Source organism: Streptomyces sp. NPDC002386 (genome assembly GCF_053593175.1).
The window spans coordinates 105,998-130,143 of sequence record NZ_JBSFBX010000002.1; the positions used below are offsets into that span (position 1 = coordinate 105,998).

Consider the following 24,146-nt stretch of genomic DNA (forward strand, 5'->3'; position numbering starts at 1 on the left):
CCCGCACCGACACCCACAGCTTTCCGGCCTTCTTCCGCACCTCGAACTCCCTTCGTGCCAGCTTTCTCGTCCGTTTTCCAAGACCACGCCGTCCGCGTCCCGGGCCGTCACCGGCACCGCGTCGCCCGCGGCCGCGTCCTCCGCCGTCGCCGTCGCCGTCGCCGTCAGCCGCCACCTCCTCCCATCACTCCGCCCGCCAGGCCGATCACCACGGGCAGCACACCGATCGCGATGAAGGCGGGCAGGAAGCACAGCCCGACCGGCGCGGAGACCAGCACGCCCGCACGGCGCGCCCGCGCCGTGGCCGCCCTGGCCCACTCCGCGCGGGCGTCGGAGGCGAGGCGGGCGACGGGACCGGCGGCGGGCAGCCCCGACTCGTCGGCCCGTTCCAGCAACCGGGCCAGCGCTTCCGCACCTGGCAGCCCGGCCAACCGGCGCCAGGCGCCGCTCGGTTCACCACCGAGCCGCACCTCGGCCGCGCCACGGTCCAGCGCGTCTCCGACAGGCCCACCGAGGGCCTCTCCCACCGCCTGGGCGGCGATCACCGGACCGGCCCCGGCCGCGATGCAGGCGGCCAGCAGATCCGCCGCAAGCGGGAGTTGGCGGGCCGCGAGCGCTCTGTCGGCCTCCTCCGCCGGGCCCTCCGCCGCCCGCCGGATCCGCCACCGCCACAGCCCCGCGCCGACGGCGAGCGCCACGACCGCGCCGGCCGCGCCGCCGGCCAGCACCCACGCCCCGCACATCGCTCCCGCGACCGGCAACCACCGGCGCACCGTGTCCATGACCGCGACGGGCGGGCGTGATCCGACCTCCACCCGGGCCCGCAGTTCGGCCAGCCTGCGCCGCGCCCGGCGCCGCCGCCGGGCCATGACCAGCCACCGGGCCGCCCAGCCCAGACTCAGCAGGAAGACCACGAGTGTCCCCAGCCTGTGGACGACTTCACCGCTCATACCGCCTCAGCTCCCCGTACGATCCGTCCCGCCCACCACACCCCCGCGCCCTCGAACACCGCTCCCGCCAGCAGGCAGCCGAGGCCGGCCCCGCTGTGCAGCAGCACCCGCAACGGATCGGCGCCCATGGCCGAGCCGAGCAGCAGCCCGAGGGCGGGCAGCGCGGCGAGCAGCAGCGCTGTCGCCCGGGCCCCGGACAGCTGGGCCCGCAGATCCGCCCGTTGGTCCCGTTCGGCGCGGAGGGCTCCGTCCAGCCGGTCGAGCCCGTTCGCCAGCCCCGCGCCCCGGTCCACGGCCACCCGCCAGCAGGCGGCCAGACCCAGCAGCCCCTCGGCGCCCGGCTGCCGGGCCGCGACGGCCAGCGCGCCCGCCACATCGCCGCCGAACCGGGCGGCCGCGACCACGCCGTCCCGCGCCTCCCCCAGCCCGCCGGAGTCTCTGGCGGCCCGCAGCAGGGCCTCACCGGGCTGCCGTCCCGCGCGCACCTCCCCGGCCAGCGCCCCGCACAGGCCGATCACCGCGTTCACGCGCCGCTCCCTGGCCCGCCCGGCCATCCGGGCCAGCCGCATCCTGCGCAGCACCGGCACCCCGGCCGCCCCCGCGACGAACGGAATCACCGATGAACCCAGCAGCGCGAGCAGCAGCCCGGCCGCGAGTGACCACCATTCGGGTCGCGACCGGTGCTGCAGCCGCCGCAGTTCGGCGACCACCCGATTCCACGAGAGCGGGCCGACCGCCACTCCCGCACGCCCGGCCAGCAGCAGCCTCGCGCGCCGCGTCCCGTGCTGCCGCTCGGCCAGCAGCCAGGCCGCCACCCCGGCACAGACCACCGCCGCCCCGATCGACACCTCAGTGCTCACGTCCCTCGCTCCTCTCGTCCCGCTCGTCCCGCTCGCTCCAGGTCCCTCCGCTCAGCAGCTCCCGCAGCCGCTCCCAGCCCCGCTCCCGGGTGAAGGCCCGCACGCCCCAGCGCAGCGCCGGTACGGTCCGCACCAGCCCCGAGTCGTCCCGCTCCAGCACGTGCACCTCGGCGATCCGGCGCCGCCCGGAGCGGTCCCTTACGAGGTGCAGCACCACCGACAGCGCGGCCGCCAACTGGCTGTGCAACGCCGCGCGGTCGAGCCCCGCCGCCGTGCCGAGCGCCTCCAGCCGGGCGGGCACGTCGGCCGCGGCGTTGGCGTGCACGGTCCCGCAGCCTTCGTGGCCGGTGTTGAGCGCGGCCAGCAGGTGCACCACCTCGGGGCCCCGCACCTCGCCGATGACCAGCCGGTCGGGCCGCATCCGCAGCGCCTGACGGACGAGGTCCTCCAGGGTCACGAGTCCGGCACCCTCCTGGTTGGCCGGCCGGGTCTCCAGCCGGACCACGTGCGGGTGGTCCGGTCCCAGCTCCGCCGAGTCCTCGGCGAGCACGATCCGTTCACCGGGTTCGACCAGGCCGAGCAGCGCGCTCAGCAGGGTCGTCTTGCCGCTGCCGGTACCGCCGCTGACGAGGAAGGACAGCCGGGCGGCGAGCAGCGCCCGCAGGATCCGGTCGCCGCCCGGCGGCACGGTGCCCGCCTCGACGAGTTCCCCCAGCGTGAACGCCCGGCGCCGCACGACACGCAGGGACAGGCAGGTGCAGCCGACGGCCACCGGGGGCAGCACCGCGTGCAGCCGGGTCCCGTCGGGCAGCCGGGCGTCGGCCCAGGGCCGGGCGTCGTCCAGCCGGCGGCCGGCGACGGCCGCCAGCCGCTGCGCGAGACGCCGTACGGCCGCCGCGTCCGGGAAGGCCACCGGGGTCAGTTCCAGGCCGCCGCCGCGGTCCACCCACACCCGGTCGGGGGCGGACACCAGGACGTCGGTGACGCTCGGGTCGGCGAGCAGCGGCTCCAGCGGGCCGGAGCCGACGAGTTCCGACCGGAGGTGCTCGGCCGCACCGAGCACCTCGGCGTCACCGAGGACCCGGCCCTGGTCGCGCAGCGCCTGGGCGACGCGCGCCGGGGTCGGTTCGGCACCGCTCTCGGCCAGCCGGCGGCGGACCCCGTCCAGCAGTGCCGTGGCGTCGGCACGGTCGAGTCCGGGCAGCGTCATCGGGGGCCTCCCGTCTCGGCCAGCGCCTGCGCCCAGAAGGTGGTGCAGAAGCGGGCCAGCGGGCCGCGGCCGGACGCGCCGGGCGGCTTGGTGGTGCCGTGCGCACGCTGCAGGGCCGGTTCGACGGGCACCTCGCCGGCCAGGGGCAGGCCGAGCAGCCGGGCGACCTCACGGTCGTCGAGGCCGTGCGCGTACGGCCCGCGCACCGCCACGCGCAGGTCGCGTACGACCATGCCGAGCGCCGAGGCGACCCGGCCGGCGGCCGCGACCGCCCGCAGTTCGGCCGGGACGACGAGCAGCGCCAGATCGAGCTGGGCGAGGGCTTCGGCGACCCCGTCGTCCAGGCGGCGCGGGAGGTCGACGACGACCGTGCCGCCGCGTCGCCGGCCTGCGGCGAGCACCGCGCGGACGGCCTGGGCCGGGACGGCCACGCAGTCGCCGCGGTCCCAGCTCAGCACTCGCAGCGAGTGCAACCGGGGCAGCGACTCCTCCAGCGCGCCGCCGCCGACCCGGCCCCGGGAGGCGGCGAAGGCGGGCCAGCGCAGCCCTTCGGCGCTCTCCCCGCCGAGGAGCACGTCCAGTCCGCCGCCCAGTGGATCGGCGTCGACGAGGAGGGTGCGCAGCCCCTCGCGGGCGGAGGTGACGGCGAGGGCGCAGGCCAGGGTGGACGCTCCGGCCCCGCCTCGGCCGCCTACGACCCCGACGGTCAGGGCCGGGCGGCCGACGCCCTCGGCGACGTCGGCGATACGGTCGACCAGCCACTGCTCACCGTCGGGCAGCATCAGGACGTGGTCGGCGCCGATCTGCACGGCCCTTCTCCACACCCCGGAGTCGTCCTGGTCACGGCCGACCAGCACCACTCCGCGCCGGCGTGCCGTTCCGCGCAGACGGCGGGCCGCGTCGTCGCCTACCAGCACGAGCGGGGCCGCTTCCCAGCCCCCGCCGTGATCCGGCACCCCGTGATGGACCTCGGGCGTGGCGCCCGCGGCCGCGCACAGGCGCAGCAGATCGTCCAGGAGATCGGCGTCCTCGGTGACGATGAGCGGCCGTCCCGGCAGACCTCCGGTGGCCGGTGACGGGTCGTGGGCGACGGTTCCGGTCACGTGTGCTTCCCCTTCCCATGTCTTCCGCGCGGCCTCCGCGGCCCCGCGATTCCCAAAGATGTGAAGAACCGGCGAGCGGCGCTCTTTGCGGGGCGCCAGAAACCGGCCATAGGCACTCCGGCAATCGGAACCGGCCATGAACTCGCCGCCGTCGGAGCGCGTGGGAATCACGATGCGGCGATCCGGAAAATCGTGTGGATCTTGGTCGAAATCCGTGGACAACTCAGGCCCTGTGAATATCGCCGTCACCCATACCGGTGACCTCTGCGGCGACCTCTCCACGGCCTCCGCAGAGCAGCGCGACGATTACTCTCCGTGAAGAGTTACGGGCGCGGCGAAGTCCGGTCGGCGCTGCGCGCGACCGGTCGCGAGACATGTTGAAAGAGGGAGAAAACCCGTCCGGACATGCGACGACCCCCGCCGGGGGGGAGAGCGGGGGTCGTCCCCACGGCCGACTCGGGGGGGGAGGAGTCGGGCCGGGTTAGCACGGTCGCGAACGATCCGTGACTTCCATGGTGTACCCGAGAGCCTTCTCAGGCAAACCCACGCGCCACACCTTACGCCGAATGGTGGGCGCCTATGCTCAGGGGCGTGGAAAACCACTCCTTGCCCCGCGCAGCAGCCTTCTTTGACCTGGACAAGACGGTCATTGCGAAGTCGAGCACGCTCACCTTCAGCAAGTCCTTCTACCAGGGTGGACTGATCAACCGCAGGGCCGCGCTGCGAACCGCCTATGCCCAGTTCGTCTTCCTGGCCGGCGGTCTCGACCACGACCAGATGGAACGGATGCGCCAGTACCTGTCGGCGATGTGCCGGGGCTGGAACGTCCAGCAGGTGAAGGAGATCGTCGCCGAGACCCTGCACGACCTGATCGACCCGATCATCTACGACGAGGCCGCCTCCCTCATCGAGGAGCACCACACGGCCGGACGCGACGTGGTGATCGTGTCCACCTCGGGTGCCGAGGTGGTCGAGCCGATCGGCGAGCTGCTGGGCGCCGACCGCGTGGTGGCCACGCGCATGGTGGTCGGCGACGACGGCTGCTTCACCGGGGAGGTGGAGTACTACGCCTACGGGCCGACCAAGGCCGAGGCCGTCCGGGAGCTGGCCGTGTCCGAGGGGTACGACCTGGGCCGCTGCTACGCCTACAGCGACTCGGCGACCGACCTGCCGATGCTCCAGGCGGTCGGACACCCGCACGCCGTGAACCCGGACCGCGCGCTGCGCCGCGAAGCGGTCGCCCGCGGGTGGCCGGTCATGGAGTTCGCCCGGCCGGTCCGGCTCAAGCAGCGGCTGCCCGGATTCTCCGTACCGCCGCGTCCGGCCCTCGTGGCGGCGGCGGCCATAGGAGCGGCGGCGGCCACCGCGGGCCTCGTCTGGTACGCGAGCCGGCGCCGGAGCATCACCGTCTCCTGACTGGTTCGGGCCTGACCGATTCACACCGTTTGAACCTGAAAGTAAAGATGTGCGGACAGGGGTTCCGCTTGCTTCGGGGGTGCAGTACAAAGGTGACAGGCCCGCGAGACCACAGGACATCCGTGAGGATCACCTACTACTACGCACATGGCCCCACGGACCCCGCATGAACACCAGGCACCCACGCGACGTCGACCCGTCGATTACGGGCCAGCCGCACCAGGTGACGGGCAAAGTCCCCGACCTGATGGGCATATATCGAGGACGCTTGGTACCCCGGTGAGCATGCCAGCGGCGGCACGAGAAATCGTGCCGCCGCAACCCTGTCCAGGCCCCCTTCCAGAGGGCCTTTCGCATGCGCCGTTCGGGGACTCAGGCGGCCCCGCGCTGCAGCGCCTCGCAGACCGCGGTGGACTCGCGCACCCCGAGCTCGACCGCACGGCCGCAGTGGGCGATCCATGCCGCCATGCCCTCGGGAGTGCCGGAGACGTACCCGTCGAGCGCGGCCAGGTAGGCGGCACGGCCCAGCTCGGCGTGACCCACCTCTGCCGGGCAGACCGCCTTGGGGTCGAGTCCGCTGCCGATCAGGACGATCCGCTCGGCCGTGCGCGCGACCAGACCGTTGTGCGAGGTGAAGGGGCGCAGCGCGAGCAGTTCGCCGTGCACCACCGCGGCGGTGACCAGCGCCGGCGCGGAGGAGCCGGCGATGATCAGGTCCGCCAGGCCCTCCAGCCGGCCCGACACCTCCCGGGCGTCCGGCAGCGGCAGCTCCAGCAGCGGCTCGTCGACCGGCTCGCCCGCCTGGCGCGGACGTCCGACCTCGTCGCCCTGGGTCGCGGCGGCCACCAGATGCAGCCGGGCCAGCACCCGCAGGGGCGACTGCCGCCAGATGGACAGCAGCTGTCCCGCCTCGGCCGTCAGCCTGAGCGCGGCGCCCATGACCATGGACTCGGCGTCGGCGCTGAAGTCGCTACGCCGCCGCACCTCCTCCAGGGCCCAGTCGGCGCCGGACAACGCGGCCGATCCGCGCGCCCCGCGCAGGGCGGCCTCGGAGGTGATCTCGTTGCTGCGGCGACGCATGACCCGGTGCCCGTAGACCCGGTCCACCGCCTTGCGCACGGACTCCACGGATTCGGCCACTCCGGGCAGGGAGCCCAGGGCCGCGAGCGGATCGGCGGTCGCGCCTGTCGTACTCATGAGTACGACATTACGCACCCCGCCGCCCCGCCCCACGAAGGAGTGGTCTTCTTCACTCCGCCTGACACTTAAAGCTACCGGTTCACTACTGTTCGTGAACATGAAAATTGCTTTCGTCGGGAAGGGCGGCAGCGGCAAGACCACGCTCTCCTCCCTCTTCATCCGTCACCTCGTGGCCGCCGGTGCCCCGGTGCTGGCCATCGACGCCGACATCAACCAGCACCTCGGCCCGGCACTCGGCCTCGACGAGGCCCATGCCGCCGCGCTGCCCGCGATGGGCGAGCGGCTGTCGCTGATCAAGGACCATCTGCGCGGCCGCAACCCGCGCATCGCCTCCGCCGCGACGATGATCAAGACGACCCCGCCGGGTGAGGGCTCGCGGCTGGTGCGGGTGCGGGAGCCGAACGCGGTGTACGACGCCTGTGCGCGCCCGGTGGAACTCGACGGCGGCGCCGTTCGTCTGATGGTCACCGGCCCCTTCACGGACGCCGACCTGGGGGTCGCCTGCTACCACTCCAAGACGGGAGCGGTGGAGCTGTTCCTGAACCACCTCGTCGACGGCCCCGACGAGTACGTCGTGGTCGACATGACGGCGGGTTCGGACTCCTTCGCCTCCGGCCTGTTCACCCGGTTCGACATGACGTTCCTCGTCGCCGAGCCGACCCGGAAGGGGGTCTCCGTCTACCGCCAGTACAAGGAGTACGCCCGTGACTTCGGCGTGGCCCTGAAGGTCGTCGGCAACAAGGTCCAGGGGCAGGACGACATCGACTTCCTCAGCGCGGAGGCCGGTGAGGACCTGCTGGTGACGGTCGGGCACTCGGACTGGGTGCGCGCCATGGAGAAGGGCCGCCCGCCGAGGTTCGGCCTCCTGGAGGAGGCCAACGTCCGCTCCCTGCAGACCCTCCGGGCCGCCGCCGACGCCACGTACGAACTGCGCGACTGGGAGCGGTACACGCGCCAGATGGTCCACTTCCACCTGCGGAACGCGGAGGCCTGGGGCAACGAGCGCACCGGGGCCGACCTGGCGGCGCAGGTCGACCCCGGGTTCGTGCTCGGCGAGGGCCTCGCGGCTCCGGTATGACGCCTACTGCCTGACCGCCGGTGCCCCGGGGACACCCTTGGGCGCCGGGGCCGGGCGCCCGGACATCAGGGAGGCCCAGCCCTGCCGTGGCGCCTCGCCCACCTTCAGGGTGCGCAGCTTGGCCAGTGTCTGCGGGTCCTGCGCGTCCAGCCAGTCGGCGAGCTGGTGGAAGGAGACACAGCGCACCTCGGGCTTGTTGCAGACCTCCTTCACCACCTCGTCGATGGCACGCATGTAGGTGCCGCCGTTCCACGACTCGAAGTGGTTGCCGATGATCATCGGCGCGCGGTTGCCGTCGTAGGCCCGGTAGAAGCCCTTGAGCAGGCCGTCACGCATCTGGTCGCCCCAGTGGTCGTACATGTCGGGGTCGCCCTGGGTCTGCGTGCCGGACTGGTTGACCATGAAGTTGTAGTCCATGGTCAACTGCTCGTAGGTGTGGCCGGGGAAGGGGACCAGCTGCATCGACAGGTCCCACAGGCCGTCCTTCTTCTCGGGCCACACCTGGTCGTCGACTCCGCTGGAGTCGTAGCGGAAGCCCAGTTGGTGGGCCGCCTTCCGGAAGGTCTTCTGCCCCTCCAGGCAGGGGGTCCGGGCGCCGATCAGCTCCTTGTCGTAGTCGAAGGGCAGGGGCGCGGCCTTCTTCATGCCGGTGTTGGTCCGCCACTTCTTCACGAACTGCTTGGCCTGGGCGATCTCGCTCTTCCACTCGTTCACCGACCACTCGCCGACGCCGCCGTCGGGACCGCAGAAGTGGCCGTTGAAGTGGGTGCCGATCTCGTTGCCCTCGAGCCAGGCCAGCCGCACCTGCTTGAGGGTGTCGGAGATGCCCTGCGCGTCGTTGAAGCCGATCTCCGAGCTGCCCGGGGCGTGCTGCGGCGGTCTGTAGAGGTCGCGTTTCTCCTCCGGCAGCAGGTACACGCCGCTGAGGAAGTACGTCATCGTCGCGTTGTTCTCCTTGGAGACCTTGCGGAAGTGGGAGAACAGCTTCTGGCTGTCCTCCCCCGCGCCGTCCCAGGAGAACACCACGAACTGAGGAGGTTTCTGACCGGGCTTGAGCCGCTCGGGGACGGGCAGGTGCGGCTGCCCGCCGGTGTACGCGGTGGACCCGTCGCCGATCAGACGGAGCACGCTGTTGGGCGCCGGCGCCCCCTGCCGCGGGCCGGACGCTCCTTCCTTCGGGCCGTCGCCGCCGGACGAGCAACCGGCCAGCGACGCGGTACAGGCCGCGGCGACCATGGCGCCCACGGCGATCCTCTGGGTGGCGGCCATCTTCCGCCCCACCTTCTTCCTTCTCTCAGGCAAACGCTGATGAGGGCGTTTTCAGGTGATGTGCCGGGTTGTACCGACAGCGCCGCCAAGGTCGCACGGGCCCGAGAAGGAATTAGTACGACAAGCCGATGAAATGATCGCTTCGCCCGTAGAGGTGACGCTTTACCCCATTTGCGACTAAAAGCTATGCATGACCTTTACTCTGCATTACGGTTCGTTTACGAAGAGTTGTTCTCATCTCGCCGCCGCACGCCGTGACCCCACGGCCGCGACCGAGCCCCCGCACCGACGGGGAACCACCCCGAACGCGACCGCGCCACCCCGGAGGAGACGAGACCATGACAGCCTGCGCACCCACCCGGACCCAGCACGCCCACCCGCCCCACAGCCCGCCCCGGACCCCGCGTCACCGCCTCGTCCAGGGCGCCGACCTGTCCGCGTCGATCGCGGTCTTCCTGATCGCCCTGCCCCTGTCCCTCGGCATCGCCCTCGCGACCGGCGCCCCGCTCCAGGCCGGCCTGGTCGCCGCCGCCGTCGGCGGACTCGTCGCCGGCCGGCTCGGCGGCTGCCCGCTGCAGGTCAGCGGTCCCGCCGCCGGACTCACCGTGGTCACCGCCGACCTCATCCACCGCTACGGCTGGCGGACCACCTGCGGTATCACCGTCCTCGCCGGACTCGCCCAACTGGGCCTGGGCTGCCTGCGCGTGGCCCGCGGCGCGCTCGCCGTCAGCCCCGCCGTGGTGCACGGCATGCTCGCCGGCATCGGCGTCACCATCGCCGTCGCGCAGCTGCACATCGTGCTCGGCGGCAGCCCCGACAGCTCCGTCCTCGCCAACCTGCGCGCCCTGCCCGCCCAACTGGCGGACCTGGACCCGGCCGCCCTGTCGATGAGCGCGCTCACCCTGACCCTGCTGCTCGCCTGGCCGCGTGTCCCCGGCCGCGCCGGCCGGCTGCTGCGCAAGGTGCCGGCCGCCCTGGTCGCCGTCACCGGAGCCACCGTCACCGCCGCGCTGACCGGACTCGTGCTGCCCAGGGTCGACCTGCCGTCCTGGAGCAGTCACGCGCTGGCCGGACTGCCCGAGGGCCCGGGGCTCGGCATCGCCGCCGCCGTGCTCACCACCACGCTGGTGTGCAGTGTGCAGTCCCTGCTCGGGGCGGTCGCCGTGGACAAGCTGGTCGCCGCCCGGCCCGGGCCCCACGCCCACGTCGGGCGCTCGGACCTCGACCGCGAACTGCTCGGCCAGGGCGCCGCGAACATCGTGTCCGGGGCGCTCGGCGGACTGCCCGTGGCGGGGGTGGCCGTACGCAGTACCGCGAACGTGAACTCGGGTGCGGTGAGCCGGAACTCCACGATGCTGCACGGCGTTTTCGTAGTAGCCGCCGCGCTGCTGATGGTCCCGCTCCTGGAGTGGATCCCGCTGGCCTCGCTCGCCGCCCTGGTGATGGCCGTCGGCATCCAGATGGTGTCCCTGAACCACATCCGCACGGTGACCCGCCACCGTGAAGTGCTGGTGTACGCCGCCACCACACTCGGCGTGGTGGTCTTCGGCGTCCTGGAGGGCGTGGCCCTCGGGGTCGCCGTGGCGGTCGCCCTCGCCCTGCACCGCCTCGCCCACACCCGCGTCACGCACACGGAGAAGGAAGGAGTCCATCACGTCCACGTACGAGGCCAGCTGACGTTCCTCGCCGTGCCCCGGCTCAGCAGAGCCCTGCATCTCGTGCCCCAAGGCGTCCATGCCGTCGTGGAGTTGGACGGCTCGTTCATGGACCACGCGGCGTACGAGTCGCTGCAGGACTGGCAGAAGACGCACACCGCGCGGGGCGGCACCGCCGAGCTCACCGGCCGGCGCGGCGGAGTCCGCACGTCGGATCCTGGTCCTTCCGCGGTGTGCCGGTGCCGACCCTGGACACCCTGGCGCAACCATCAGGCCTGCTTCGCGCAGGCTCCCACCACGACCGACACCCATGAACTCGCCCGTGGGATCAGCTCGTTCCAGCGGAACACCGCCCCGCTGGTGCGCGAGGAGCTGGCGCGGCTCGCGCGGGAGGGGCAGCGGCCCTCGCAGCTCTTCCTCACCTGCGCCGACTCCCGGCTGGTCACGTCGATGATCACCTCCAGCGGTCCCGGCGACCTGTTCGTCGTCCGCAACATCGGCAACCTGGTGCCGCCGCCGGACGAGGACCACGGCGACCACTCGGTGGCGGCCGCCGTCGAGTACGCCGTGGACGTGCTCGGAGTGCGGTCGATCACGGTGTGCGGGCACTCCGGATGCGGGGCCATGCAGGCGCTGATCGCCGCCGGGCCCGGGGGCGCGGTGACCCCGCTGAAGCGGTGGCTGGGCCACGGGCGGCCGAGCCTCGCCCGGATGGCCGACGACCGCCGCGACCGGCCCCGGCTGGCCGGGCGAGCACCCGCCGACGCGGTGGAGCAGCTGTGCCTGACCAACGTGGTCCAGCAGCTGGAGCATCTGCGGGCACATGACACGGTCCGGCGCGCCCTGGCGGCCGGTGCGCTGGAGCTGCACGGAATGTACTTCCACGTGGGCGAGGCGCAGGCCTATCTGCTCGACGGGAGCGGGGACGGCAGCGCGGTGTTCGAGCATGTGGAGGGAGCCGTGGGAAAGGAGGCAGCAGGGGAGGCCGAACAGGAGACCGGCATGGCCCCGGAGCTGCGGAGTCCGGTTTGACCACCGTGGCGGTCGACAGGTCTAAACCAATTTGGCCGTCGACCCTTGTCATCGGACCCCCGTGTCTGATGAGCTGTGGCCTGGGACACAACGGACACCCTGGGAAAGGGAGATGTCGTGAGCAACGAAAGCCTGGCCAACCTCTTGAAGGAGGAGCGACGCTTCGCGCCGCCCGCCGACCTGGCCGCGAACGCCAACGTCGGGGCAGAGGCGTACGAACAGGCCAAGGCTGACAGGCTCGGCTTCTGGGCCGAGCAGGCCCGCCGGCTGACCTGGGCCAAGGAACCGTCGGAGACGCTGGACTGGTCGAACCCGCCGTTCGCGAAGTGGTTCAAGGACGGCGAGCTGAACGTCGCGTACAACTGCGTGGACCGTCATGTCGAGGCCGGGCACGGGGACCGGGTCGCCATCCACTTCGAGGGCGAGCCCGGCGACAGCCGCTCGATCACCTACGCGGAGCTGAAGGACGAGGTCTCCAAGGCGGCCAACGCCCTGCTGGAACTCGGCGTCCGCAAGGGCGACCGGGTCGCGATCTACATGCCGATGATCCCGGAGACCGCGATCGCGATGCTGGCCTCGGCCCGGATCGGCGCGGCGCACTCGGTCGTGTTCGGCGGCTTCTCGGCCGACGCGCTCGCCACCCGGATCCAGGACGCCGACGCCAAGGTCGTCATCACCTCCGACGGCGGCTACCGGCGCGGCAAGCCGTCCGCGCTCAAGCCGGCCGTGGACGAGGCGATCACCAAGGTCGACAACGTCGAGCACGTGCTCGTGGTGCGCCGCACCGGGCAGGACGTCGCCTGGGACGGCGAGCGGGACGTGTGGTGGCACGAGCTGGTGGACCGGCAGTCCGCCGAGCACACCCCGGAGGCGTTCGACGCGGAGCACCCGCTGTTCATCCTCTACACCTCGGGCACCACGGGGAAGCCGAAGGGCATCCTGCACACCTCCGGCGGCTACCTGACCCAGGCGGCGTACACGCACTGGGCGGTGTTCGACCTCAAGCCGGAGACGGACGTGTACTGGTGCACGGCCGACGTCGGCTGGGTCACCGGCCACTCGTACATCGTGTACGGGCCGCTGGCCAACGGCGCGACCCAGGTCATGTACGAGGGCACCCCGGACACCCCGCATCAGGGCCGCTTCTGGGAGATCGTGGAGAAGTACCGGGTCACGATCCTCTACACCGCGCCGACGGCGATCCGTACGTTCATGAAGTGGGGCGACGACATCCCCGCGCAGTTCGACCTGTCGTCCCTGCGGGTCCTCGGCTCCGTCGGTGAGCCGATCAACCCCGAGGCGTGGATCTGGTACCGCAAGCACATCGGCGCCGAAGCGACCCCGGTCGTGGACACCTGGTGGCAGACGGAGACCGGCGCGATGATGATCTCGCCGCTGCCCGGCGTCACCGAGGCCAAGCCCGGTTCGGCGCAGCGCCCGCTGCCCGGCATCAGCGCGACCGTGGTGGACGACGAGGCGAAGGAGGTGCCCGACGGAGGCGGCGGCTACCTCGTGCTCACCGAGCCGTGGCCGTCGATGCTGCGCACCATCTGGGGCGACGACCAGCGGTTCATCGACACCTACTGGTCGCGCTTCGAGGGCAAGTACTTCGCCGGTGACGGCGCGAAGAAGGACGACGACGGGGACATCTGGCTGCTGGGCCGGGTGGACGACGTGATGCTGGTGTCCGGCCACAACATCTCCACCACCGAGGTGGAGTCGGCACTGGTCTCGCACCCGTCGGTCGCCGAGGCGGCGGTCGTCGGCGCCGCCGACGAGACCACCGGCCAGGCCATCGTCGCCTTCGTCATCCTGCGCGGTTCGGCCTCCGAGGACGACAAGCTGATCGGCGCGCTGCGCGACCACGTCGGGGCCACGCTCGGCCCGATCGCCAAGCCGAAGCGGATCCTGCCGGTGGCGGAGCTGCCGAAGACCCGCTCCGGCAAGATCATGCGCCGGCTCCTGCGGGACGTCGCCGAGAACCGTCAGCTCGGTGACGTCACCACGCTGACCGACTCCACGGTCATGGACTTCATCCAGGCGAAGCTCCCGGCGGCTTCGAGCGAGGACTAGGCCGGACGGCGGGCGGGCGGCCAGGCCGACCGCCCGGCCGCAGGGAACCGGCGCGATAAGAGGGGCGCCCGGCGCGAACACGCCGGACGCCCCTTTTGCGCCTAATGTTCAGATCACCGGACGCATCCCGCGGCAACCTTAGGTAATCTAAACAAAGCTCGATGCGAAAGAGCCTCAAGGTGCGCCGGGAAGTCTGGTCGGCATGTGCTCAGCCCTGCCCACCACACCCGGAGGTCTCCACCGTGGCCGCCCCTCGTGACACCGCGTCCCCCACCTCGCGCACCGGCCGCAAGGTCTTCGGACGCCTGTCCCTGCCCGAGCGGACCGTCGTCACGGACGCGCTGCGCACCGAGACCGTGGGCGGCGTCCTGCTGCTCATCGCCGCCGTCACCGCGCTGATCTGGGCGAACATCCCGGCTCTGCACCACGCCTACGAGGCCGTCGGCGACTTCCACTTCGGCCCCGCCGCCCTCGGCCTGAACCTGTCCGTGGAGCACTGGGCCGCCGACGGCCTGCTCGCCGTCTTCTTCTTCGTCGCGGGGATCGAGCTCAAGCGCGAACTGGTCGCCGGTGACCTGCGCGATCCCAGGGCGGCGGTGCTGCCCGTGGTGGCGGCGCTGTGCGGGATGGCCGTACCGGCGCTCGTCTACACCCTGACCAACCTCGCCGGGCACGGTTCCACCGCCGGCTGGGCGGTGCCCACCGCCACCGACATCGCCTTCGCGCTGGCCGTCCTCGCGGTCATCGGCACCGCGCTGCCCGGCGCCCTGCGCGCCTTCCTGCTGACCCTGGCGGTCGTCGACGACCTCTTCGCGATCCTGATCATCGCCGTCTTCTTCACCGACCGGATCGACCTGGCGGCCCTCGGCGGGGCCGTCGCCGGGCTGGTGGTCTTCTGGCTGCTGCTGCGCGTGGGGGTGCGCGGCTGGTACGTGTACGTGCCGCTGGCGGTCGTCATCTGGGCTCTGATGTACAACAGCGGCGTGCACGCCACCATCGCCGGCGTGGCGATGGGGCTGATGCTGCGCTGCACGACCCGCGAGGGCGAGGAGCGGTCGCCGGGCGAGCGCATCGAGCATCTGGTGCGGCCGCTGTCGGCCGGGCTCGCCGTACCGCTGTTCGCGCTGTTCAGCGCCGGGGTATCGGTGTCCGGCGGGGCGCTCGGGGACGTGTTCACCCGGCCCGAGACGCTCGGCGTGGTGCTCGGACTGGTCGTAGGCAAGGCGCTCGGCATCTTCGGCGGCACCTGGCTGACCGTCCGCTTCACCCGGGCCTCGCTCAGCCAGGACCTCGCCTGGGCCGACGTGTTCGCGGTGTCGTCGCTCGCGGGGATCGGCTTCACCGTCTCGCTCCTCATCGGCGAGCTGGCCTTCGAGGGCGACGCGGCACTCACCGACGAGGTGAAGGCGGCCGTCCTCGCCGGATCACTGATCGCGGCCGTGTGCGCCACGGTGCTGCTGAAGATACGCAACGCCCGGTACCGCAGGCTCTGGGAGGACGAGGAGCGCGACGACGACCAGGACGGCATCCCGGACGTGTACGAGCAGGACGACCCTGCGTACCACCTGCGGATGGCGGAGATCCTCGAGCGCAAGGCAGCCGACCACCGGCGCATCGCCGCCGAGAAGGCCGCCGCGGCGCGCCACGGGCTTCAGGAAGTAGCGGGCGGGGCAGGCGATGAGGACGGCCGTCCGGCATGATCTGACGAGACGGTACAAAACAAGACGCCACCCAAGACTTCACACGGCACGCGAGACTTCAAAGGGAGAACGCGATGAGCGCACCCGACGGCAGCCCGGTCGGCGCCGAACGCAGCATCGGCCAGCTGTTCGCCTCGGCGACGACCGAAATGTCGGCGCTGGTGCACGACGAGATCGCGCTGGCCAAGGCCCAGCTCAAGCAGGACGTCAAGCGGGGGGCGACCAGCGGCGGCGCGTTCAGCGCGGCCGGCATGCTGCTCCTGTTCTCCCTGCCGATGCTCAACTTCGCGCTGGCGTACGGCATTCGGACCTGGAGCGGCTGGAACCTCGCGGTCTGCTTCCTGCTGTCCTTCGCGGCCAACGTGCTCGTCGCCGGCCTGCTCGCGCTCATCGGTGTGATGTTCGCCAAGAAGGCGAAGAAGAGCCAGGGCCCGCAGAAGGTGGCCGCCTCCGTGAAGGAGTCGGCGAGCGTCCTGCAGAACGCCAAGCCGCACCCGCGCCCCGAGCTGCCGCAGGACCGTGCGCCCCAGGCCATCGAAGCTGTGGCACGCTCGTCCTCATGACGGAACCCGCCGCGGCAGCGGCCGTACGGATCGACCTTCCCTCCGGGGAGAAGGTGACACACCGGGACGTCGCCGCCAACGGCGCCCGGTTCCACATCGCCGAGCTCGGCGACGGCCCCCTGGTGCTGCTGCTGCACGGTTTCCCCCAGTTCTGGTGGACATGGCGCCACCAGCTCGTCGCGCTCGCGGAGGCGGGCTACCGGGCCGTGGCCATGGACCTGCGCGGGGTCGGCGGCAGCGACCGCACCCCGCGCGGGTACGACCCCGCCAACCTCGCCCTGGACGTCACCGGGGTGATCCGCTCCCTCGGCGAGCCGGACGCCGCGCTGGTCGGCCACGACCTGGGCGGCTACCTGGCGTGGACGGCGGCGGCGATGCGGCCCAAGCTCGTGCGCCGGCTCGCGGTCGTCTCGATGCCGCACCCCCGGCGCTGGCGTGCCGCGATGCTCCGGGACGCCCGGCAGACGGCGGCCGGCTCCTACATCTGGGGGTTCCAGCGCCCCTGGATCCCGGAGCGTCAACTGACCGCCGACGACGGCGCGCTGGTGGGCCGGCTGATCCGGGAGTGGTCCGGGCCGCGGCTGCCGGAGGACGAGGCCGTGGAGGCGTACCAGCGGGCCATGTGCATCCCGTCGACCGCGCACTGCTCGATCGAGCCGTACCGCTGGCTGGTGCGCTCCCTGGTCCGCCCGGACGGCATCCAGTTCAACCGCCGGATGAAGCGGCCGGTGCGTGTGCCGACGCTGCATCTGCACGGCTCGCTGGACCCCGTGGCCCGGACGCGCAGCGCGGCCGGCTCCGGCGAGTACGTCGAAGCCCCGTACCGCTGGCGCCTGTTCGACGGGCTCGGGCACTTCCCGCACGAGGAGGACCCGGCGGCCTTCTCCGCGGAACTGGTCAACTGGCTGCGGGATCCCGAGCCGGACAGGTGAGCGGACGGCCCCGCCGGGTACCCGCCACTGAACACCTGTCCCTCGAACGGCCACATGCCTGACGCATAGGCCAATTGGGGGGCGCGGAAGCGGTTATCGACCTTCGGGCGGGGGCAGACGTCGGGGTATGGGCTGGACGCACGACTACAGTGACGCACCCCGCAACCGCCGCTCGGCCTCCGGGCCGAGCTCCCCGCAGCGAGGCGCTCCGCAGCTCGCGGAGGCGGACCTCAGGGTGGGAATTCCGCGTATCCTGCGCCGCCGTGCCCGCTGGGTCTCGGTACGCCTGCGTCACCCGCGCGGCTGATCGGCCGCCCGGGAATCTCCGCGGCCGGTCCCCGCGTCTTCGGGCTCACAGGGCGCAGCTGTCGGTTCCCACCTGCTGGTTCGCCGTGCGGCCCCGGCTGATGTCCTGCTGGATCTCGTCCGCCGTGAGGGCGTAGCCGGTGTCGGCGTCGTCGAGGGACTTGGCGAACACCACGCCGTAGACCTTGCCGTCGGGCGTGAGCAGCGGGCCGCCGGAGTTGCCCTGGCGGACGGTCGCGTACAGGGAGTAGACGTCCCGGCCGACCGTGCCGCGGTGGTAGATGTCCGGGCCGTTGGCGGTGATGCGTCCGCGGACCCGCGCGGCCCGCACGTCGTAGGAGCCGTTCTCCGGGAAGCCCGCGACGATCGCGCCGTCGCCGCCGGACGCGTCCTGGGTGCTGAACTTCAGGGCGTTCGCGTCGAGGTCCGGTACGTCGAGGACGGCGATGTCGCGCTTCCAGTCGTACAGGACGACCTTCGCGTCGTACTTGCGGCCCACTCCGCCTATCTGGACGGTGGGCTCGTCGACGCCTCCGACGACGTGCGCGTTGGTCATGACGCGCCGGTCGGCGAAGACGAAGCCGCTGCCCTCGAGGACCTTGCCGCAGCTCTGCGCGGTGCCGGTGACCTTGACGATGGACCGCTGGGCGCGGGCGGCGACCGCGCTGTTCGCCAGGGCCGGGTCGGGCGGCTCCACGTCCTTGATCGGCTCGTTGGAGAAGGGGCTGAAGACCTGCGGGAAGCCGTTCTGGGCGAGGACCGAGGTGAAGTCCTGGAACCAGGTGTCGGCCTGCGCGGGCAGCGCCTCGGAGACGCCGAGCAGCACCTTGGAGTTGCGGACCTCCTTGCCCAGTGTCGGCAGGGTCGTCTGGGCGAGGGCGGAGCCGATCAGCCAGGCGACGAGCAGCATCGCGACGACGTTGACGAGGGCGCCGCCGGTGGCGTCCAGGGCGCGGGCCGGGGACCAGGTGATGTAGCGGCGCAGCTTGTTGCCGAGGTGGGTGGTCAGCGCCTGCCCGACGGAGGCGCAGACGATGACGACGACCACGGCGACGACGGCGGCGGTGGTGCTCACCTGGGCCGTGTCGGAGACCGCCTCCCAGATGACGGGCAGCGTGTACACGGCGACGAGGCCGCCGCCGAGGAACCCGATCACCGACAGGATGCCGACGACGAAGCCCTGGCGGTAGCCCACGACCGCGAACCACACGGCCGCGGCCAGCAACAGGATGTCCAGCACGTTCACTGCTTCAGGCCTCGCCTACTCCACTCCGGTCCCAGCAGCCTCGGCCGGGGTCCCGAGGGCCCGCGGCGCGGCCGCCGGCGTCACTGCCCTCGGGCGAACACAGCTCGGGGATCACCCTGTCATGACCGCCAGTCGAGCGGGACCTGCTTGTCCCGGTCCCAGGGGCGCTCCCAGCCCGCGTAGTGCAGCAGACGGTCGATCACTCCGGCGGTGAAACCCCAGACCAGGGCCGATTCGACCAGGAATGCCGGGCCCCGGTGGCCGCTGGGGTGGACGGCGGTGGCCCGGTGGGCGGGGTCCGTGAGATCCGCCACGGGGACGGTGAAGACGCGGGCCGTCTCGTTGGGATCGACGACGCCGACCGGGCTGGGCTCGCGCCACCAGCCGAGCACGGGGGTGACGACGAAGCCGCTGACCGGGATGTAGAGCGCGGGCAGCACGCCGAAGAGCTGCACACCGGACGGGTCCAGGCCGGTCTCCTCCTCGGCCTCGCGCAGCGCGGCCCTGAGCGGCCCGTTGCCCTCCGGATCGCCGTCCTCCGGGTCGAGGGCGCCGCCCGGGAAGGACGGCTGGCCGGCGTGGGAGCGCAGGGAGCCGGCCCGCTCCATGAGCAGCAGTTCGGGTCCGCGTTCGCCCTCGCCGAAGAGGATCAGCACGGCGGACTGCCGGCCCGAGCCGTTCTCCGGCGGCAGGAAGCGGCTGAGCTGGAGCGGCTGGACCGTCCGCGCCGCCCGCACCACCGGGTCCAGCCACTCGGGCAGGCCCTCCTCGCTCAGGGTCACCGGCCCCTTGTGCGTGTCGTGCGTGTATGTCATCGCCACCCCCGTCCTGCCGTGTCCAACGCCCGAGGGCACCGAGATCGTTCCGTCATCCGGCCCCCAGCGGCGGCGCGGGCCTGCCGCCGGCGTCGAGGTAGGCCTGCGGCGGCTTCAGGCGCTGGCCCGGGAGGCCGCCCTTCTCGTACTTCAGGAGCTTCTTCGCCTTGTCCGGGTCGGTCTCGCCCTCGCCGTAGGCGGGGCAGAGCGGGGCGATGGGGCAGGCGCCGCAGGCCGGTTTGCGGGCGTGGCAGATGCGGCGGCCGTGCCAGATCACGTGGTGGGAGAGGTCGGTCCAGTCGCTCCTGGGGAACAGCGCGCCCACGGCCGCCTCGATCTTGTCGGGGTCGGTCTCCTCGGTCCACTGCCAGCGTCGCACCAGCCGCTGGAAGTGGGTGTCCACGGTGATCCCGGGCCGCCCGAAGGCGTTGCCCAGGACGACGAAGGCGGTCTTGCGGCCGACGCCGGGCAGCTTGACCAGGTCCTCCAGTCTGCCGGGCACCTCGCCGCCGAAGTCCTCGGCGAGGGCTTTCGAGAGCCCTATGACCGACCTGGTCTTGGCCCGGAAGAAACCGCAGGGTCTGAGGATCTCCTCGACCTCCTCCGGGTTGGCCGCCGCGAGGTCCTCGGGCGCCGGGTACCTGGCGAAGAGGGCCGGGGTGGTCTGGTTGACCCGCAGGTCGGTGGTCTGGGCCGACAGGACCGTGGCGACCAGGAGCTGGAAGGGGTTCTCGAAGTCCAGCTCCGGGTGGGCGTAGGGGTAGACCTCGGCGAGTTCGCGGTTGATGCGGCGGGCTCGGCGGACGAGCGCGGTGCGGGACTCACCGGCCGGGGGCTTCACGGCGACCTTCCTGACGGGCGCGGTCTTCTTCACCGGCACGGCCTTCCTGGCCGCCACCGCCTTCTTCGCCGGTGCGACCTTTTCAGCCGATTTGTCGCTTTTACTACTACCGCCGGAACTCTGTTCGCCCACAGCGGAATCACGACGTGCAACCACCCGTGCAGCCCCCTTGCCCTGTGCTCTCACCGGCGTTTTGGACACCCGGCCAGCCTAAAGCCCGGCACCGACATCCGCCCCGGACCCGGAGGATCGGCCCCCGATTGGACCCCTGCCGCGTACCCCGGGACATCTGTGCGGCATCCTTGTGACAGATCACACTGTTTGGACCGCCCGGCAAAACGGGGAACACGGTCCCCTGGTACACGGGGGATCATGGTCCCCTGAGCAGGTCGACAAGGGAGAGAACTCGTGGACGACGTTCTGCGGCGCAATCCGCTTTTCGCGGCGCTCGACGACGAGCAGGCCGCGGAGCTCCGCGCCTCCATGAGTGAGGTGACCCTCGCACGCGGTGACTCACTGTTCCACGAGGGCGACCCCGGTGACCGGCTGTACGTCGTCACCGAGGGCAAGGTGAAGCTGCACCGCACGTCTCCCGACGGCCGCGAGAACATGCTCGCCGTCGTCGGCCCGAGTGAGCTGATCGGCGAGCTCTCGCTGTTCGACCCGGGCCCGCGCACCGCGACCGCGACCGCGCTCACCGAGGTCAAGCTGCTCGCCCTCGGCCACGGCGACCTCCAGCCCTGGCTGAACGTCCGTCCGGAGGTGGCCGGCGCCCTGCTGCGCGCCGTCGCCCGGCGACTGCGCAAGACCAACGACGCCATGTCCGACCTCGTCTTCTCCGACGTCCCCGGCCGTGTCGCGCGCGCCCTGCTGGACCTCTCCCGCCGCTTCGGCGTGCAGTCCGAGGAGGGCATCCACGTCGTCCACGACCTCACGCAGGAGGAGCTGGCCCAGCTCGTCGGCGCCTCGCGCGAGACCGTGAACAAGGCGCTGGCGGACTTCGCCGGGCGCGGGTGGCTCCGCCTGGAGGCGCGGGCCGTGATCCTGCTGGACGTGGAGCGACTGGCCAAGCGGTCCCGCTGACCGCCGTACACGCGCGTGAGGCCCTGTCCCGCGACAGGGCCTTTCGCATGCCCGCGGGGGCCGGCCGACGGCGCGGCCCGGCGCCCCGCCGGCGCCCGGCCGTGATCCTCCGCGCCGTAAATCACCTGCCCCGGCGGCCCGCTCCGGGCACAGTGAACGCATGCCTGACACCGTGCACCGTCCCGGACTCGACGCCCGGGGGTACCTCGTCCGTGAGGGCTCCCTCGCGCTCGTGCCGGACGCGTTCCGCCCCGTCGTGGACGCCGTGCGCGACCGGCTGCCGGGCCTCCTCGGGACGCGGCTGCACAGTGCGTACCTCTACGGGTCGGTCCCGCGCGGCACCGCGCGTGTGGGACGCAGCGACCTCGATCTGCTGCTGGCGCTGCGCGAGGAGCCGGCGGACGCCGACCGGGAGGCCGTCCGGGCCTTCGGCGAAGCGCTCGACGACGAGTTCCGGCAGATCGACGGGGTCGGCACGCTGCTGTACGGGCGGGCGCGGCTGCTGAGCGACCTGGAGCGGCACGACCTGGGCTGGTTCGTCGCCTGTCTGTGCACCCCGCTGCTCGGGGACGATCTCGCCGCGCACCTGCCCCGGTACCGTCCGGACTCCCTGCTGGCCCGGGAGACCAACGGCGACCTCGCCCTGCTGCTGCCGCGCTGGCGCGAGCGCATCGAGCGGGCGGCCGACACCGAGGAGGCGCGGCGGCCGCTCGTCCGTTTCATGTCCCGGCACCTCGTGCGCACCGGCTTCACCCTCGTCATGCCCTGCTGGCGGGGCTGGACCAGCGACCTTCGCGAGATGGCCGCGGCGTTCGGCGCCCACCGTCCCGAGCGGGCCGCGCAGATGCTTCGGGCGGCGGAGTACGGCTACGAGCCCGTGGGCGACCCGGACGTGCTGCGGTCGTACGTGGACGACCTCGGGCCCTGGCTCGCCGCGGAGTACGCGCGCGTGCACGGCGTGAAGGCTCCCCGCCCCGGCGACCGGCCCTGAGCGCGGCGACGAGAGGCCGCCCGCGGGCCCGCTAGATGAGCCCGTGCTCGCTGAGGTAGTCCATCTGGGCCCGCACCGACAGCTCCGCCGCCGGCCACAGGGAGCGGTCCACGTCGGCGTACACATGGGCGACGACCTGGCCGGGGGTGCGGTAGCCGTCCTCTACGGCCGTCTCGACCTGGGCGAGGCGGTGGGCGCGGTGGGCGAGGTAGAACTCGACGGCCCCCTGGGCGTCCTCCAGCACCGGTCCGTGGCCCGGCAGGACCGTGTGGACGCCGTCGTCCACGGTGAGGGAGCGCAGGCGGCGCAGGGAGTCCAGGTAGTCGCCGAGGCGGCCGTCGGGATGGGCCACGACGGTCGTGCCCCGCCCGAGGATGGTGTCCCCGGTCAGGACCGCCCGGTCTGCCGGGACGTGGAAGCACAGCGAGTCCGCGGTGTGCCCGGGGGTCGGCACGACCCTCAGCTCCAGTCCGCCGACTGTGATCACGTCACCGGCGGCGAGCCCCTCGTCGCCGAGCCGCAGCGCCGGATCGAGGGCACGCACGCGCGTACGGGTCAGTTCGGCGAACCGGGCGGCGCCCTCGGCGTGGTCGGGATGGCCGTGGGTGAGGAGCGTCAGGGCTATTCGCCTGCCGGCCTTCTCGGCCGCGTCGACGACGGCGCTCAGGTGGCCGTCGTCCAGCGGCCCCGGGTCGATCACCACGGCCAGGTCGGAGTCGGGCTCGGCGACGATCCAGGTGTTGGTGCCGTCCAGGGTCATCGCGGAGGCGTTGGGCGCGAGCACGTTGACGGCGCGTTCGGTCGCCGGCCCCGTGAGGACACCGCCCCGGGGCTGACCGGGCAGGGCTGCTGCGTCCGTCATGCGGGGCCTCCTCCGGTGCTCGGAGCCGTCGTCTCGCGTTCCGTCCCAGGTGCCCCTGCGGCGGCCGTCCCACTCGTCGGGACGTGCTTGGTGAACTCGTCGTGCCCGGGCCAGGACAGGACGATCTCGCCGTCCACCAGGCGGGCCCTGGCCAGTACCGGCGTCATGTCCCGCGCCGGCGCCGCCGCGAGCGCCCCGGCCGCCGTGTCGTACGGCAGGAGCTGACGCAGGGTGGCGATGGTGGGCGGCATCATCAGCAGCTCGCCCTTGTCGTACCCGGCGGCGGCCTCCTCGGGGCGGATCCACACCGTGCGGTCGGCCTCCGTGGAGGCGTTGCGGGTGCGCTGGCCCTCGGGCAGGACGGCCACGAAGAACCAGGTGTCGTAGCGGCGGGACTCGAACTCCGGGGTGATCCAGCGGGTCCAGGCGCCCAGCAGGTCGGAGCGGAGCACCAGGCCGCGGCGGTCCAGGAACTCGGCGAAGGACAGCTCGCGCGCGACCAGCGCGGCGCGGTCCGCCTCCCAGTCGTCCCCGGTGGTGTCGCCGACGACCGAGCCGGCGTCGGGGCCGGCGAGCAGGACGCCCGCCTCCTCGTACGTCTCCCGCACGGCGGCGCAGACGACGGCCTGGGCGCCGCTCTCGTCGACGCCCAGCCGCTCGGCCCACCACGCGCGCGTGGGACCGGCCCAGCGGACCAGGCGGTCGTCGTCACGCGGGTCGACACCGCCGCCGGGATACGCGTACGCGCCTCCGGCGAAGGCCATGGAGGCGCGTCTGCGCAGCATGTGGACGGCCGGACCGGCCGGAGTGTCCTTCAGGAGCAGCACGGTGGCCGCGCGCTTCGGGGACACCGGTGCGAGGGTGCCGTCCGCGAGCGCGCGGATGCGGTCGGGCCACTCCGGGGGGTACCACTGACCGTTCGCCATGGCCGGAGGCTATCCCGTGTAGGGCGAATGTTCGA

The 24,146-nt window shown here is 72.4% G+C and carries 21 protein-coding genes; 10 read left to right on the forward strand and 11 right to left on the reverse strand.

Features of this window, described 5'->3' with window-relative positions; all coding sequences use genetic code 11:
• Positions 1-164 precede the first annotated feature (164 nt).
• From ACWCPN_RS04585 to ssd, 4 genes are read right to left on the reverse strand one after another with little or no spacing between them, the layout of a single operon-like run.
• Positions 165-950 (reverse strand): type II secretion system F family protein, encoded by a 786-nt coding sequence (locus tag ACWCPN_RS04585; protein ID WP_451202389.1) that lies wholly within the window; start codon positions 948-950, stop codon positions 165-167.
• On the reverse strand, positions 947-1,810 hold the full coding sequence (locus ACWCPN_RS04590; RefSeq protein WP_451202390.1) for a type II secretion system F family protein: 864 nt from the start codon (positions 1,808-1,810) through the stop codon (positions 947-949). Before ACWCPN_RS04590 ends, ACWCPN_RS04585 begins: the two co-directional genes overlap by 4 nt.
• Complete coding sequence (locus ACWCPN_RS04595) at positions 1,800-3,020, reverse strand: TadA family conjugal transfer-associated ATPase (protein WP_451202391.1); 1,221 nt, start codon at positions 3,018-3,020, stop codon at positions 1,800-1,802. The genes ACWCPN_RS04590 and ACWCPN_RS04595 overlap by 11 nt, the downstream gene beginning before the upstream one ends.
• A complete protein-coding gene (gene ssd, locus ACWCPN_RS04600) occupies positions 3,017-4,123 on the reverse strand; it encodes a septum site-determining protein Ssd (RefSeq protein WP_451202392.1) in 1,107 nt (368 codons plus the stop codon). The genes ACWCPN_RS04595 and ssd overlap by 4 nt, the downstream gene beginning before the upstream one ends.
• Positions 4,124-4,702: 579 nt before the next feature.
• Between ssd and ACWCPN_RS04605 the strand changes: the two genes are divergently transcribed.
• Positions 4,703-5,539: an HAD family hydrolase gene (locus ACWCPN_RS04605; RefSeq protein WP_451202394.1), complete on the forward strand. Its 837-nt coding sequence runs from the start codon at positions 4,703-4,705 to the stop codon at positions 5,537-5,539.
• Between the two features lie 372 nt (positions 5,540-5,911).
• Here ACWCPN_RS04605 and ACWCPN_RS04610 read toward each other — a convergent pair whose 3' ends face one another.
• Positions 5,912-6,736, reverse strand: a complete 825-nt coding sequence (locus ACWCPN_RS04610) for an oxidoreductase (protein WP_451202395.1) — start codon at positions 6,734-6,736, stop codon at positions 5,912-5,914.
• Positions 6,737-6,836: 100 nt separating this feature from the next.
• On the opposite strand from ACWCPN_RS04610, the gene ACWCPN_RS04615 reads away from it, so the two are divergent.
• Positions 6,837-7,817: an ATP-binding protein gene (locus ACWCPN_RS04615; RefSeq protein WP_451202396.1), complete on the forward strand. Its 981-nt coding sequence runs from the start codon at positions 6,837-6,839 to the stop codon at positions 7,815-7,817.
• A 3-nt stretch (positions 7,818-7,820) separates the two neighbouring features.
• Here the strand turns inward: ACWCPN_RS04615 and ACWCPN_RS04620 are convergent, their stop codons facing one another.
• Positions 7,821-9,086 (reverse strand): hypothetical protein, encoded by a 1,266-nt coding sequence (locus ACWCPN_RS04620; protein WP_451202397.1) that lies wholly within the window; start codon positions 9,084-9,086, stop codon positions 7,821-7,823.
• A gap of 338 nt (positions 9,087-9,424) precedes the next feature.
• Between ACWCPN_RS04620 and ACWCPN_RS04625 the strand changes: the two genes are divergently transcribed.
• The 6 genes from ACWCPN_RS04625 to ACWCPN_RS04650 all read left to right on the forward strand — a co-directional run bounded on the left by ACWCPN_RS04625 (position 9,425) and on the right by ACWCPN_RS04650 (position 17,348).
• Positions 9,425-11,773 carry a bifunctional SulP family inorganic anion transporter/carbonic anhydrase gene (locus tag ACWCPN_RS04625; RefSeq protein WP_451202398.1) on the forward strand — a complete coding sequence of 783 codons (2,349 nt, stop codon included), beginning with the start codon at positions 9,425-9,427 and terminating at the stop codon, positions 11,771-11,773.
• A 117-nt stretch (positions 11,774-11,890) separates the two neighbouring features.
• Complete coding sequence (acs, locus tag ACWCPN_RS04630; protein WP_451202399.1) at positions 11,891-13,846, forward strand: acetate--CoA ligase; 1,956 nt, start codon at positions 11,891-11,893, stop codon at positions 13,844-13,846.
• A 242-nt stretch (positions 13,847-14,088) separates the two neighbouring features.
• Entirely contained in the window at positions 14,089-15,546 is a 1,458-nt protein-coding gene (nhaA, locus tag ACWCPN_RS04635; RefSeq protein ID WP_451202400.1) for a Na+/H+ antiporter NhaA, read from the forward strand.
• Positions 15,547-15,620: 74 nt separating this feature from the next.
• Positions 15,621-16,109, forward strand: coding sequence for a phage holin family protein (locus tag ACWCPN_RS04640; RefSeq protein ID WP_199211396.1), 489 nt, complete (start codon positions 15,621-15,623; stop codon positions 16,107-16,109).
• Positions 16,106-17,041: an alpha/beta fold hydrolase gene (locus ACWCPN_RS04645; RefSeq protein ID WP_199211395.1), complete on the forward strand. Its 936-nt coding sequence runs from the start codon at positions 16,106-16,108 to the stop codon at positions 17,039-17,041. The genes ACWCPN_RS04640 and ACWCPN_RS04645 overlap by 4 nt, the downstream gene beginning before the upstream one ends.
• A gap of 127 nt (positions 17,042-17,168) precedes the next feature.
• The gene (locus ACWCPN_RS04650; protein WP_451202401.1) at positions 17,169-17,348 is read left to right on the forward strand and encodes a hypothetical protein; all 180 of its coding nucleotides are present in this window, start codon (positions 17,169-17,171) and stop codon (positions 17,346-17,348) included.
• Positions 17,349-17,393: 45 nt separating this feature from the next.
• On the opposite strand, the gene ACWCPN_RS04655 is transcribed toward ACWCPN_RS04650, so the two are convergent.
• The 3 genes from ACWCPN_RS04655 to nth form a co-directional block, all read right to left on the reverse strand.
• Positions 17,394-18,593 carry a MarP family serine protease gene (locus ACWCPN_RS04655; protein WP_451202402.1) on the reverse strand — a complete coding sequence of 400 codons (1,200 nt, stop codon included), beginning with the start codon at positions 18,591-18,593 and terminating at the stop codon, positions 17,394-17,396.
• Between the two features lie 119 nt (positions 18,594-18,712).
• Positions 18,713-19,408: an NUDIX hydrolase gene (locus tag ACWCPN_RS04660; protein WP_451202403.1), complete on the reverse strand. Its 696-nt coding sequence runs from the start codon at positions 19,406-19,408 to the stop codon at positions 18,713-18,715.
• A gap of 52 nt (positions 19,409-19,460) precedes the next feature.
• The gene (nth, locus tag ACWCPN_RS04665) at positions 19,461-20,381 is read right to left on the reverse strand and encodes an endonuclease III (protein WP_451203012.1); all 921 of its coding nucleotides are present in this window, start codon (positions 20,379-20,381) and stop codon (positions 19,461-19,463) included.
• 276 nt (positions 20,382-20,657) lie between these two features.
• On the opposite strand from nth, the gene ACWCPN_RS04670 reads away from it, so the two are divergent.
• Both ACWCPN_RS04670 and ACWCPN_RS04675 read left to right on the forward strand, forming a co-directional pair.
• On the forward strand, positions 20,658-21,332 hold the full coding sequence (locus ACWCPN_RS04670) for a Crp/Fnr family transcriptional regulator (RefSeq protein ID WP_199211391.1): 675 nt from the start codon (positions 20,658-20,660) through the stop codon (positions 21,330-21,332).
• Positions 21,333-21,492: 160 nt separating this feature from the next.
• Positions 21,493-22,323 carry a nucleotidyltransferase gene (locus ACWCPN_RS04675; protein ID WP_451202404.1) on the forward strand — a complete coding sequence of 277 codons (831 nt, stop codon included), beginning with the start codon at positions 21,493-21,495 and terminating at the stop codon, positions 22,321-22,323.
• A 31-nt stretch (positions 22,324-22,354) separates the two neighbouring features.
• Here ACWCPN_RS04675 and ACWCPN_RS04680 read toward each other — a convergent pair whose 3' ends face one another.
• On the reverse strand, positions 22,355-23,185 hold the full coding sequence (locus ACWCPN_RS04680) for an MBL fold metallo-hydrolase (protein WP_451202405.1): 831 nt from the start codon (positions 23,183-23,185) through the stop codon (positions 22,355-22,357).
• Positions 23,182-24,111 carry an NUDIX hydrolase gene (locus ACWCPN_RS04685; protein WP_199211389.1) on the reverse strand — a complete coding sequence of 310 codons (930 nt, stop codon included), beginning with the start codon at positions 24,109-24,111 and terminating at the stop codon, positions 23,182-23,184. The genes ACWCPN_RS04680 and ACWCPN_RS04685 overlap by 4 nt, the downstream gene beginning before the upstream one ends.
• Positions 24,112-24,146 lie beyond the last annotated feature (35 nt).